Genomic DNA, 12,275 nt, shown 5'->3' with positions numbered 1-12,275 from the left:
CGTTTCCGACTCTATCAGACTCTTTCGAGTCCCGATTCCCGGTCGAAGCGGGTTTCGCTTTCCAGTTCCTCGCTTCCGCGATTCCCTTTCCGGCGGTTCCAACCTTACCAGACTCTTTTTCGTTCCGTTTCCGGTCCGAATTTGAATTCCGGTGACCTGCTGGAAGGTCTTTGCCTTTCGGCGGATCCGACTTTATCAGAGATTCTGAGTCGGAATTCCCGCCCCGTCCGGCTCCAGCCCGGGCACACAGGTGTGCGCGGCTGTTCCCGTTCAGGCGGAGCCGTAAACGTACTGGAGCGGGGCGCCCGATGCAAATCGGGGCCCCGCTCCCGTGTCCGTACCGGTCGGGGTCAGACCTCGACGACGACCGGGAGGATCATCGGCCGGCGGCGGTAGGTGTCGGAGACCCACTTGCCCACCGTGCGGCGGACGAGCTGCTGGAGCTGGTGCGGCTCCATCACGCCGTCCTGCGCGGACTTGTTGATCGCTTCCTCGATCTTCGGCGCGACGGCGTTGAACGCCGCGTCGTCGATGCCGGAGCCCCGGGCATGGATGTGGGGGCCGGCCACGATCTTGCCGGTGGAGCTGTCCACCACGATGAAGACCGAGATGATGCCCTCGTCGCCGAGGATGCGGCGGTCCTTGAGCGAGCTCTCGGTGACGTCACCGACGGAGAGGCCGTCGACGTACACGTAGCCGGCCTGGACCTTGCCGACGATCTTGGCCCGGCCGTCGACCAGGTCGACGACGACGCCGTCCTCGGCGATCACGATGTGGTCCTTGGGCACTCCGGTGAGCGCGCCGAGTTCCGCGTTGGCGCGCAGGTGGCGCCATTCGCCGTGGACCGGCATCAGGTTCTTCGGACGGCAGATGTTGTAGAAGTACAGCAGCTCGCCCGCCGAGGCGTGGCCCGAGACGTGGACCTTGGCGTTGCCCTTGTGGACGACGTTGGCGCCCCAGCGCGTCAGGCCGTTGATCACGCGGTAGACCGCGTTCTCGTTGCCCGGGATCAGCGACGACGCGAGGATCACCGTGTCACCCGGGACGATCCGGATCTGGTGGTCGCGGTTGGCCATCCGGGACAGCGCGGCCATCGGCTCGCCCTGGGAACCGGTGCACACCAGCACGACCTCGTCGTCCGGCAGGTCGTCGAGGGTCCGTACGTCGACGATCAGCCCAGCCGGGACGTTCAGATAGCCCAGGTCCCGGGCGATGCCCATGTTGCGGACCATGGACCGGCCGACGAAGGCGACCCTGCGGCCGTACTCGTGCGCCGCGTCGAGGATCTGCTGGATGCGGTGGACGTGGCTGGCGAAGCTCGCCACGATGATGCGCTTCTGGGCGTTGGCGAAGACCGTGCGCAGGACGTTGGAGATGTCGCGCTCGGGCGGTACGAAGCCGGGGACCTCCGCGTTCGTCGAGTCGGAGAGGAGGAGGTCGATGCCCTCCTCGCTCAGCCGGGCGAAGGCGTGCAGGTCGGTGAGGCGGCCGTCCAGCGGGAGCTGGTCCATCTTGAAGTCGCCGGTCGCCACGGCCAGGCCCGCGGGGGTGCGGATGGCGACCGCGAGCGCGTCCGGGATCGAGTGGTTGACCGCGATGAACTCGCAGTCGAAGACGCCGATGCGCTCGCGCTGCCCCTCCGCCACCTCAAGGGTGTACGGACGGATGCGGTGCTCCTGGAGCTTCGCCTCGATGAGCGCGAGGGTCAGCTTGGAACCGATCAGCGGGATGTCCGGCTTCAGGCGCAGCAGGTACGGGACACCGCCGATGTGGTCCTCGTGGCCGTGCGTGAGGACGATGCCCTCGATGTCGTCGAGGCGGTCCCGGATCGTCGAGAAGTCCGGAAGGATCAGGTCGACGCCGGGCTGCTCCTCCTCGGGGAAGAGGACGCCGCAGTCGACGATGAGCAGGCGGCCGCCGTACTCGAAGACCGTCATGTTGCGGCCGATCTCACCGAGGCCGCCGAGCGGGGTGACGCGCAGTCCGCCCTTCGGGAGCTTCGGCGGGGTGCCGAGTTCGGGATGCGGATGACTCAAAAGACTCTCCTTACCACGCACGCCACGTACCGCTTGGGCACGTGGCGCGCATGTCATTCGTGCACTTGCTGTTGTCTGGGTGTCGTACTTGCGGGTGTTCTTCGCTTATTCAGTTGTGAAGTCAGTGGTTACAGCTCTACCCCACCGGCCGCGAGATCGACCTTGAGCTGGGCCGTCTCCTGCTCGGTGAGCTCCACCAGAGGGAGGCGCAGCGGCCCCGCCGGGAGGCCCTGGAGGGCCAGCGCGGCCTTCGTGGTGATCACACCCTGGGTCCGGAACATGCCGGTGAAGACCGGGAGGAGCTTCTGGTGGATCTCGGTGGCCTTCTGGACGTCACCGGTGGTGTGCGCCTCGATCAGGGCGCGCAGCTCGGGGGTGACGACGTGGCCGACCACGGAGACGAAGCCGACGGCGCCGACAGAGAGGAGCGGCAGGTTGAGCATGTCGTCGCCGGAGTACCAGGCCAGGCCCGAGCGGGCGATGGCCCAGCTGGCGCGGCCGAGGTCGCCCTTGGCGTCCTTGTTGGCGACGATGCGCGGGTGCTCGGAGAGGCGTACGAGCGTCTCCGTGTCGATCGGCACTCCGCTGCGGCCGGGGATGTCGTAGAGCATGACCGGGAGGCCGGTGGCGTCCGCGATGGCCGAGAAGTGGCGGTGGAGCCCTTCCTGCGGCGGCTTGTTGTAGTAGGGCGTCACCGCGAGGAGGCCGTGGGCGCCGGAGCCCTCGGCGGTGCGGGCGAGCTCGATGCTGTGCCGGGTGTCGTTGGTGCCGATGCCGGCGATGACATGGGCCCGGTCCCCCACGGCTTCCAGGACCGCTCGTACGAGCTGGTCCTTCTCCGCGTCGCTGGTGGTCGGGGACTCACCGGTGGTGCCGTTGACGACCAGGCCGTCGTTGCCTGCGTCCACGAGATGGGTGGCGAGCCGCTGGGCGCCGTCGAGGTCGAGTGCGCCGTCCGCCGTGAAGGGCGTGACCATAGCGGTGAGGACCCGCCCGAAGGGGGCCTGCGGAGTGGAGATCGGAGCCATGGGTAACACGCTACTCGCTGCTCAGCCGGGACTGCCCCCTCGGGGCAGCCAGAAGGAGCCCGGCACTGCCTGCTCGGGGGTTCAAGCAGTGCCGGGTCCGTTTGATCAGCCTAGATGAACTTCATGAAACGCCGCAATACGGACACCGCTTACGGGGCGACCCGTCCGTTCTTGTTGAAGGCCGCGTGGGTGAGCGGCATCAGCCGGGCCCAGTGCTCTTCCATCTGCTCGCCGACCATCTCGATCTCGCGCTGCGGGAAGGACGGCACCTGGGCCAGCTCGTGCTGGGTGCGCAGGCCGAGGAAGTGCATCAGCGAGCGGGCGTTGCACGTGGCGTACATCGAGGAGAAGAGGCCGACGGGGAGCACGGAGCGGGCGACCTCGCGGGCCACTCCGGCGGCGAGCATCTCCTGGTACGCCTCGTACGCCTGGCGGTAGGAGTCCTCCATGACCCGGCCGGTGAGCTCCAGCTGGGCCGCGGTGCCCTCGACGAACTCGTACTTGCCGGGGCGGCCCTGCTGGACCAGCCGGCGGGAGGCGTCGGGAACGTAGAAGACCGGCTGGAGCTCCCGGTAGCGGCCCGATTCCTCGTTGTACGACCAGCCGACGCGGTGGCGCATGAACTCCCGGAACACGAAGATCGGGGCGCTGATGAAGAAGGTCATCGAGTTGTGCTCGAACGGGCTGCCGTGGCGGTCGCGCATCAGGAAGTTGATGAGGCCCTTGGAGCGCTCCGGGTCCTTGGTGACCTCCTCCAGGGACTGCTCGCCGGCCGTGGAGACGCGGGCCGCGAACAGGACGTCGGCGTCGCCCGCGGCGTGTTTCACCAGCTCGACGGTGACATCACTGCGGAAGCTGGGCTTTGCGGGCTCGGGGGTCTCGGTCACCGGCGGGGTCCTTCCAATCGCGTCGCTCGGGCGGCGCCCACTCTACGGGCCGCCACTGACAAGCAGGTCGGAAGGGCCGTGCCGGGATTTCTTCCACGAAATCGGCGATTCGGGGCACCGATCAGCCCGTTCGCTCGTCTGACCTAATAGCAGCATCCACCGCACAGTTCAAGGAGATCCTCCTCATGTTCCGCCGGCGTGAATCCGTTCCGTTCTCGTTCGTGGCCGAGAGCGACCGATTCCGCAGTAATGTGACCCCGCCGCCGCGCGAGCGGCCCAGTGTCTCCCAGCTCACCGCCCGTTCCCTCGTGGGGTTGACGGTGATAGCCGGTCTGGTCGGGGCGGTGGTCCTCGGCCTGCCCGCGCTCAGCCCCGCCCAGGGGCCGACGCACACGGAACAGACCGAGGCCGCCCAGGGGCGGTGACGCGTACGGGCCCCCTGGGGTGGTCCGGCCGTGATCGTCTCGGTAGCCTCACCGGGCACAGCAATCGAGTGTGCTTGTGAGTGAGGATCAGACGTGCCCCTGCCCTTCCTGACGGCCGACCGCGCGTTTGACGCGCAGGCCGAGGACATCGCGCTGCCGTTCGACGACCACGACAGCTGGCGGCGTCCCTACCGTCCCGGTCCCTGGCGGGTCGCGGCCGCGGCCGGTGCGCTGCTGCTGGCGTCCTTCGTACTGCTGGCAGGCATGATCATCGCCTTCGCCGCGGAGCTTCCGGGCGCGGCGGTGTGCCTGGTGCTGGCTCTGGTGATCATCGCCTGTGCGCTGCGGCTGCTGCGGATGGGTGCCTGGGTCAGCCGCCACGGCGTGCGCCGGGTCGGCTTCCTCAGCACGGTGACCGTGCCGTGGAACCGGGTCACCGCCGTCCGCACGGTGCAGCAGCCGGTCAAGTGGCTCGGCTTCCCGCGGACGGTCCAGGGGCAGGCGCTGGTCCTCGTGCGCCAGGGGGGCGAGCCGGTGCCGCCGCTGCTCACCGACAGCAACGCCGACTTCCTGACCCGGTCCGAGGCCTTCGACCGGGCGGCGGACACGGTCGAGGCCTGGGCGGACGAGTACCGGCCGGCCTGAGGCCCCGTACGACCGGAAGGCCCGGCCCCGCGCCGCCCGATCAGGGCGTGCCGGGCCGGGCCTTCTCCGTGCCGTGCAGAGCGATGGCCCGCTGCATGGCCTTGCGGGCCCTCGGGGTGTCCCTGGCGTCCTGGTAGGCGACGGCCAGGCGGAACCAGCAGCGCCAGTCGTCCGGGGAGTCCTCGGTCTCCTCGCGGCGACGGGCGAAGACCGCGTCGGCCGAATCGCGGTCGATCCGGCCGGACGCGGTGCGGACCAGTTCGTCGACGGGCAGGCCGCCCTCCGCGTCGAGCTGCGCGGCCAGCGCGTTGGCCCGGGAGACGAACTGGGTGTTCTTCCAGAGGAACCAGACCCCGATCACCGGCAGGATCAGCACCGCGACCCCGAAGGTGACCGTCAGCGGGGTGCCGTGCTCGATGAGCAGGAACCCGCGACTGCCGACCAGGACGAAGTAGAAGACCAGGACGGCGGCGGTGACGAAGTAGGTGATCTTTGCGCGCATGGCAGGGCTCAGTCAGTTCAGGTCGAGGAAGTGTTCCAGGCCGAACGTGAGGCCGGGAGTGGTCACCACGCGGCGGGTGCCGAGCAGGATGCCCGGCATGAAGCTGCTGTGGTGCAGGGAGTCGTGGCGGATGGTGAGGGTCTCGCCCTCCCCGCCGAGCAGCACCTCCTGGTGGGCGAGCAGGCCCCGGAGCCGGACCGCATGGACCGGTACGCCGTCGACGTCGGCGCCGCGGGCACCGTCCAGGGCGGTGGCGGTGGCGTCCGGCTGGTCGCCGAGGCCGGCCGCGCGGCGGGCCCCGGCGATCAGCTGGGCGGTGCGGGTGGCGGTGCCCGAGGGGGCGTCGACCTTGTTGGGGTGGTGCAGCTCGATGACCTCGACGGACTCGAAGTAGCGGGCGGCCTGCTCCGCGAACTTCATGGTGAGGACGGCGCCGATGGAGAAGTTCGGCGCGATGAGCACACCGGTCGCCGGGGAGGCGGCGAGCCATCCGTTCAGCCGCGCGAGCCGTTCGTCGGTCCAGCCCGTGGTGCCGACGACGGCGTGGATGCCGTGCCGGACACAGAATTCGAGGTTGTCCATCACCGACGCGGGGGTGGTGAGCTCGACGACGGCCTGGGCTCCGGATTCCGTGAGGGTCTCCAGCGAGTCGCCCCGGCCGAGGGCGGCCACCAGCTCCATGTCGTCGGCGGCCTCGACGGCTCGTACCGCCTCGGAGCCGATCCGGCCCCTGGCGCCGAGAACGGCCACGCGCAGCTTGCTCATGTGCTCTGCTTCCTTAACGGGAGTCGACGGGTGGTGGGCGGTCCGCCCCGGCGGTCAGGAGACCGCTTCTTCGAGGCGGGCGACCTGCTTGTCCTTGAGCGGGCCGATGACGGAGAGGGAGGGGCGGCGCCCCAGCACCTCCGCCGCGACGGCGCGGACGTCGTCGGGGGTGACCCGCGCTATCCGGGCCAGCATGTCGTCGACCGACATCTGGTCCCCCCAGCACAGCTCGCTCTTGCCGATGCGGTTCATCAGCGCGCCGGTATCCTCCAGGCCGAGCACCGTGGAGCCGGAGAGCTGGCCGACCGCGCGGCCGATCTCCTCGTCGCTGAGCCCCTCGGAGACCACCCGGTCGAGCTCGTCCCGGCAGATGCGCAGGACGTCGTGGACCTGGCTGGGCCGGCAGCCCGCGTACACGCCGAAGAGGCCGCAGTCGGCGAAGCCCGAGGTGTACGAGTACACGCTGTAGGCGAGGCCGCGCTTCTCCCGTACCTCCTGGAAGAGGCGGGAGCTCATGCCGCCTCCGAGGGCCGTGTTGAGCACGCCGAGGGCCCAGCGGCGGTCGTCGGTGCGGGCCAGGCCGGGGACGCCGAGGACGACGTGGGCCTGTTCCGTCTTGCGGTTCAGCACCTCCATCCGGCCCGCGGTGCGCAGGGTGCGGGAGCCCTGGCGCGGGGCGACCGGGACGGCGTCGGTGCGGGAGAGCGCGCCCGCCCGTTCGAAGGCCCGGCGGACCTGGCGTACGACCGTGGCGTGGTCGATGTTGCCGGCGGCGGCGACGACCAGGTGCGTGGGGTCGTAGTGCTTCCGGTAGAAGCGGGCGATGCGGTCGCGGTCGAGCGCGTTGACGGTGTCGACGGTGCCGAGGACCGGGCGGCCGAGGGGGGTGTCGCCGAGCATGGTGTGCGCGAACAGGTCGTGCACGCAGTCGCCCGGGTCGTCCTCGGTCATCGCGATCTCCTCGAGGATGACGCCGCGCTCCGCGTCGACGTCCTCGGCGGTGATCAGCGAGCCGGTCAGCATGTCGCAGACGACGTCGATGGCCAGCGGCAGGTCGGTGTCGAGAACCCGCGCGTAGTAGCAGGTGTACTCCTTCGCCGTGAAGGCGTTCATCTCGCCGCCGACCGCGTCGATCGCGGCGGAGATGTCGAGGGCGCTGCGCTTGGCGGTGCCCTTGAAGAGGAGGTGTTCGAGGTAGTGCGTCGCGCCGTTCAGCGAGGGGGTCTCGTCGCGGGAACCGACGTTGGCCCAGATGCCGAAGGTGGCGGAGCGTACGGAGGGCAGGGTCTCGGTGACGACCCGGAGGCCGCCGGGGAGCACGGTACGGCGGACCGTTCCGGCGCCGTTGCTGCCCTTGAGAAGCGTTTGGGTACGGGCGACGGCCCGCGCCCCAGAGGAGGCGCGGGCCGTCGTCACGGAACTACGGGACGTCACTTGGCGGCGTCGTCCTTCTTCTCGTCGTCCTCGCCCTCGATGACCGGGACCAGGGAGAGCTTGCCGCGCGAGTCGATCTCGGCGATCTCGACCTGGACCTTGGTCCCGACACCGAGCACGTCCTCGACGTTCTCCACACGCTTGCCACCGGCGAGCTTGCGGATCTGCGAGATGTGCAGCAGGCCGTCCTTGCCCGGCATGAGGGAGACGAAGGCACCGAAGGTGGTGGTCTTGACGACCGTACCCAGGTAGCGCTCGCCGACCTCCGGCATGGTCGGGTTGGCGATCGAGTTGATCGTGGCGCGGGCGGCCTCGGCGGCCGGGCCGTCGGAGGCACCGATGTAGATGGTGCCGTCGTCCTCGATCGTGATGTCGGCGCCGGTGTCCTCCTGGATCTGGTTGATCATCTTGCCCTTGGGGCCGATGACCTCACCGATCTTGTCCACCGGGATCTTGACGGTGATGATCCGCGGGGCGTTCGGGGACATCTCGTCCGGAACGTCGATCGCCTCGTTCATCACGTCGAGGATGTGCAGACGCGCGTCGCGGGCCTGCTTCAGCGCGGCGGCCAGGACCGAGGCGGGGATGCCGTCGAGCTTGGTGTCGAGCTGGAGCGCGGTCACGAACTGCTTGGTGCCGGCGACCTTGAAGTCCATGTCGCCGAAGGCGTCCTCCGCACCGAGGATGTCGGTGAGGGCGACGTAGTGGGTCTTGCCGTCGATCTCCTGGGAGATCAGGCCCATGGCGATACCGGCGACGGCGGCCTTGAGCGGCACACCGGCGTTCAGCAGCGACATGGTGGAGGCGCAGACCGAGCCCATGGACGTCGAGCCGTTGGAGCCCAGCGCCTCGGAGACCTGGCGGATCGCGTAGGGGAACTCCTCGCGCGACGGCAGCACCGGCACGATGGCGCGCTCGGCGAGCGCGCCGTGGCCGATCTCGCGGCGCTTGGGCGAGCCCACGCGGCCGGTCTCACCGACGGAGTACGGCGGGAAGTTGTAGTTGTGCATGTAGCGCTTGCGGGTCACCGGGGAGAGGGTGTCCAGCTGCTGCTCCATGCGGAGCATGTTGAGGGTGGTGACGCCCAGGATCTGGGTCTCGCCACGCTCGAACAGCGCGGAACCGTGCACCCGCGGGATGGCCTCGACCTCGGCGGCGAGCGTACGGATGTCCGTGACGCCGCGGCCGTCGATGCGGACCTTGTCCTTGATGACGCGCTCGCGGACCAGCTTCTTGGTCAGCGCGCGGTAGGCGGCGGAGATCTCCTTCTCGCGGCCCTCGAAGGCCGGGAGGAGCTTCTCGGCGGCGATCTCCTTGACGCGGTCCAGCTCGGCCTCGCGGTCCTGCTTGCCCGCGATGGTGAGCGCCTGGGCCAGCTCGGACGTCACGGCGGCGGCGAGCGCCTCGAAGACGTCGTCCTGGTAGTCCAGGAAGACCGGGAAGTCGCCGGTGGGCTTGGCGGCCTTGGCGGCGAGGTCCGACTGGGCCTTGCAGAGGACCTTGATGAAGGGCTTCGCGGCTTCCAGACCGGCGGCGACGACCTCCTCGGTCGGGGCCTCGGCGCCGTCCTTGACGAGCTGGATGGTCTTCTCGGTGGCCTCGGCCTCGACCATCATGATCGCGACGTCGCCGTCCTCCAGGACGCGACCGGCGACGACCATGTCGAAGACGGCGTCCTCGAGCTCGGTGTGCGTCGGGAAGGCGACCCACTGGCCCTTGATCAGGGCGACACGGGTGCCGCCGACCGGGCCGGAGAAGGGCAGGCCGGCCAGCTGCGTGGAGCAGGAGGCGGCGTTGATCGCGACCACGTCGTACAGGTGGTCGGGGTTGAGCGCCATGATCGTCTCGACGATCTGGATCTCGTTGCGCAGGCCCTTCTTGAAGGACGGGCGCAGCGGGCGGTCGATCAGGCGGCAGGTGAGGATCGCGTCCTCGGAGGGGCGGCCCTCCCGGCGGAAGAAGGAGCCGGGGATCTTGCCGGCGGCGTACTGCCGCTCCTCGACGTCCACCGTGAGGGGGAAGAAGTCGAGCTGGTCCTTGGGCCGCTTCGAAGCGGTCGTGGCCGACAGCACCATCGTGTCGTCGTCCAGGTACGCGACGGCGGAGCCGGCGGCCTGCTTGGCCAGCCGGCCCGTCTCGAAGCGGATGGTGCGGGTGCCGAAGGTGCCGTTGTCGATGACGGCCTCGGCGTAGTGGGTCTCGTTCTCCACTAGCGTTTTCTCCGTTACATATCGTCTTCGCGTCCCCGAGCCCGTGTGGCGGGGGGACGGTTGCGGAGAAGCCCTCCATCGGCGGGCCGGTCTTCGATCGAAGCACCCGGGTCGATTCAGTCCGGGGGCCACTACCGAGGACCGGCGGCGGGGAGGTCTGCTTCTCGCTCGTCTGTCGGTCGTTCTCCGACCAGATTACTGAGAATCGGTTCCGCTTGGCATCACGGCCGGGCGGACACGTCCGTCACGTGCCGTGCGGTGCACGCACAAGCGTGCGTACGGCAAAGGGAGCGGCCCCCCTCAGTGGTGGGAACCGCTCCCTTCACGGCGACTTACTTGGCGCCGGCCGCACCGCGGCGGATGCCGAGGCGCTCGACCAGGGCGCGGAAGCGCTGGATGTCCTTCTTGGCCAGGTACTGCAGGAGGCGGCGGCGCTGGCCGACCAGGATCAGCAGACCACGGCGGGAGTGGTGGTCGTGCTTGTGGACCTTCAGGTGCTCCGTCAGGTCCGAGATGCGACGGGAGAGCATCGCGACCTGGACCTCGGGGGAACCGGTGTCACCCTCCTTGGTGGCGAACTCGGCCATGATCTGCTTCTTCGTAGCGGCGTCGAGCGACACGCGGTACTCCTCTTTTGGTGTTCGATGCGCCCGCGAGTGCCCCTGGTCCGTTCTCAGGGGGGCTTCCATGACTCGGGAGCGAAGGTCCGATGAGCGCAGCTCCCAGGAAGATCCGGGAGGGCGTACACAAACGGCCGTCACACAGCGTACCAGTCCGGCGGAGCCGGTACGGCCGGTGCAGGTGCGGCGGGTGGTGGGGCCGGTCAGCCGGTGAGGGCCCGGACGGCGCGGTAGAGGTCGAGGACGGCGAGGCAGAGCGGGATCAGGGTCAGGAGCACCGCCGCCTCCGCGATCTCCAGGAAGCGGCCCCAGAACGGGGTGACCCCCTTGCGCGGGACGATCAGTCCGATGGCGGTGACCAGCGCGGCGGCGCCCGCGACGGCGGCGGCGAGCCAGACCGTCCGGATGTCGAGCGCGGAGCCGTCCCCCGCGGCGGCGTCCCGCACGATTCCGACCGGCGGGTGGAGGGACAGGCCGAGGCCCAGGAGTACGAGCGCGCCGAGCCCCGCCGCCAGCACGCAGCCGACCTGGACCGTGTAGCGGAACAGGTGGGAGCGCATCAGCATGGCGATCCCGGTGGCGAGCGCCAGGAGCTGCCCCCAGACGTCGTCCGAGAACCCGAGGACGGCCACGGCGCCCACGGCCACCAGCGCGCAGCCGCCGACCAGGCCGACGAGCAGTTCGTGGCCGCGCCGCGCCCGGGCGGCGACGCGGTCGGCGTCGACGGGGCCCTGCGGGGCCGGCTCGGACGTCCCGTAGTCGCCGACGGTGGTGCGGGGCGGCTCGAAGCCGATGGGGAGGCGGGCGAAGCGGGTGGAGAGACCGGGCAGGAAGGCGAGGGCTCCCACGGAGAACGGGGCGCACACCGCCGCGGTCTCGACGGGCTCCAGGCCGGCGACGGTCGCGGCGAAGGTCGCCGGCACGCCGACGGCGGCGGCGAACACGAAGGCGACGAAGAGGCCGTCCCCGCCCGGGGCGGCGATCATGAGGACCACCGCGGCCACCAGTACGGCGGCGCAGGCGAGGAGGAACTGGAGCCTGCCGACGCCCTGCCCCTCGCCGAGCGGCAGCAGCCCGGCCCCGGAGACCGCGACGTTCGCGAGGGCGCCGATCCCCAGCGCCGTGCACGAGCCCCGGTCGTCGTAGACCCGGGCGCGTACGCAGGCGAGCGCGAGGGCGAGTACGGCGACGACCCCGGCGAGGGCGCCCGGCAGCCCGTGCATGTCGTGCCGGAGGCCGGAGTTCCACAGGACGAAGGCGAGCAGGACCAGCAGGAGCGAGCCCGCGAAGAGTCCGGCACCGCGCATGGGGCCGTCGCCCCAGAGGGTGCGGTCACGGGCTACGGCGGTGGCGACCGCGTCGGAGACGTCGTCGAAGACGGCGGGGGGCAGCGACTCGGCGAAGGGGCGCAGGGAGAGCAGTTCGCCGTCGAGGACGCGCTGGCCGGCCAGGGTGCGCCCGCCGTCGAGGACGGTGCCGTCGCGGCGCACCAGGTGGTAGCCGACCGGGGCGCCCCGGTCGGGGCTCTGCCCGGACAGCCGGAGGATCTCCGGGTACAGGTCGGCCATGGCGATGTCCTCGGGCAGTGCCACGTCGACGCGGCCGTCGGGTGCGACGACCGTGACCCGGCAGAAGCCGGTTCCGTCGCCTCCCGGAGTTCCGGAAGCGGGCCTCGTCCGCCCGGTGGCCGCCGTCCGGGCCGTCGCAGTCACCTGATGTTCCC

General features: G+C 70.1%; 11 protein-coding genes. 2 read left to right on the top strand and 9 right to left on the bottom strand.

Annotation, left to right across the window (positions count from 1 at the left end; translation table 11 throughout):
* Positions 1–350: 350 nt before the first annotated feature.
* The 3 genes from ACWC97_RS24455 to thyX all read right to left on the bottom strand — a co-directional run bounded on the left by ACWC97_RS24455 (position 351) and on the right by thyX (position 3,951).
* Entirely contained in the window at positions 351–2,036 is a 1,686-nt protein-coding gene (locus ACWC97_RS24455) for a ribonuclease J (RefSeq protein WP_352276461.1), read from the bottom strand.
* A gap of 128 nt (positions 2,037–2,164) precedes the next feature.
* The gene (gene dapA, locus ACWC97_RS24450; protein ID WP_352276460.1) at positions 2,165–3,064 is read right to left on the bottom strand and encodes a 4-hydroxy-tetrahydrodipicolinate synthase; all 900 of its coding nucleotides are present in this window, start codon (positions 3,062–3,064) and stop codon (positions 2,165–2,167) included.
* A gap of 149 nt (positions 3,065–3,213) precedes the next feature.
* Positions 3,214–3,951, bottom strand: coding sequence for an FAD-dependent thymidylate synthase (thyX, locus tag ACWC97_RS24445; protein ID WP_352276458.1), 738 nt, complete (start codon positions 3,949–3,951; stop codon positions 3,214–3,216).
* Positions 3,952–4,136: 185 nt separating this feature from the next.
* Here thyX and ACWC97_RS24440 point away from each other — a divergent pair, with 185 nt between their 5' ends.
* On the top strand, positions 4,137–4,376 hold the full coding sequence (locus ACWC97_RS24440; RefSeq protein WP_352276456.1) for a hypothetical protein: 240 nt from the start codon (positions 4,137–4,139) through the stop codon (positions 4,374–4,376).
* Between the two features lie 93 nt (positions 4,377–4,469).
* Complete coding sequence (locus ACWC97_RS24435) at positions 4,470–5,021, top strand: hypothetical protein (protein ID WP_352276455.1); 552 nt, start codon at positions 4,470–4,472, stop codon at positions 5,019–5,021.
* 40 nt (positions 5,022–5,061) lie between these two features.
* Here ACWC97_RS24435 and ACWC97_RS24430 read toward each other — a convergent pair whose 3' ends face one another.
* From ACWC97_RS24430 to eccD, 6 genes are all read right to left on the bottom strand, one after another.
* Positions 5,062–5,523 carry a tetratricopeptide repeat protein gene (locus ACWC97_RS24430; RefSeq protein WP_352276454.1) on the bottom strand — a complete coding sequence of 154 codons (462 nt, stop codon included), beginning with the start codon at positions 5,521–5,523 and terminating at the stop codon, positions 5,062–5,064.
* Positions 5,524–5,535: 12 nt separating this feature from the next.
* Positions 5,536–6,288, bottom strand: coding sequence for a 4-hydroxy-tetrahydrodipicolinate reductase (gene dapB, locus ACWC97_RS24425; protein WP_385212131.1), 753 nt, complete (start codon positions 6,286–6,288; stop codon positions 5,536–5,538).
* Between the two features lie 54 nt (positions 6,289–6,342).
* Positions 6,343–7,722 carry a M16 family metallopeptidase gene (locus ACWC97_RS24420; protein WP_352276452.1) on the bottom strand — a complete coding sequence of 460 codons (1,380 nt, stop codon included), beginning with the start codon at positions 7,720–7,722 and terminating at the stop codon, positions 6,343–6,345.
* Positions 7,719–9,932: a polyribonucleotide nucleotidyltransferase gene (locus tag ACWC97_RS24415; protein WP_352276450.1), complete on the bottom strand. Its 2,214-nt coding sequence runs from the start codon at positions 9,930–9,932 to the stop codon at positions 7,719–7,721. The genes ACWC97_RS24420 and ACWC97_RS24415 overlap by 4 nt, the downstream gene beginning before the upstream one ends.
* A 332-nt stretch (positions 9,933–10,264) precedes the next feature.
* Entirely contained in the window at positions 10,265–10,552 is a 288-nt protein-coding gene (rpsO, locus tag ACWC97_RS24410; RefSeq protein ID WP_352276449.1) for a 30S ribosomal protein S15, read from the bottom strand.
* A 203-nt stretch (positions 10,553–10,755) separates the two neighbouring features.
* The gene (gene eccD, locus ACWC97_RS24405; RefSeq protein ID WP_450651534.1) at positions 10,756–12,264 is read right to left on the bottom strand and encodes a type VII secretion integral membrane protein EccD; all 1,509 of its coding nucleotides are present in this window, start codon (positions 12,262–12,264) and stop codon (positions 10,756–10,758) included.
* Positions 12,265–12,275 lie beyond the last annotated feature (11 nt).

It is taken from the genome of Streptomyces sp. NPDC001108 (assembly GCF_053598535.1).
Note: the sequence above shows the minus strand (reverse complement) of the source record. Positions and strands in the feature narration are given on the sequence as shown.

What these genes read in the sequence shown, in the direction of transcription:
- dapA (WP_352276460.1), bottom strand. Translation starts at nt 3,064, where the DNA reads ATGGCTCCGATCTCCACTCCGCAGGCCCCCTTCGGGCGGGTCCTCACC.
- ACWC97_RS24440 (WP_352276456.1), top strand. Translation starts at nt 4,137, where the DNA reads ATGTTCCGCCGGCGTGAATCCGTTCCGTTCTCGTTCGTGGCCGAGAGC.
- ACWC97_RS24430 (WP_352276454.1), bottom strand. Translation starts at nt 5,523, where the DNA reads ATGCGCGCAAAGATCACCTACTTCGTCACCGCCGCCGTCCTGGTCTTC.
- dapB (WP_385212131.1), bottom strand. Translation starts at nt 6,288, where the DNA reads ATGAGCAAGCTGCGCGTGGCCGTTCTCGGCGCCAGGGGCCGGATCGGC.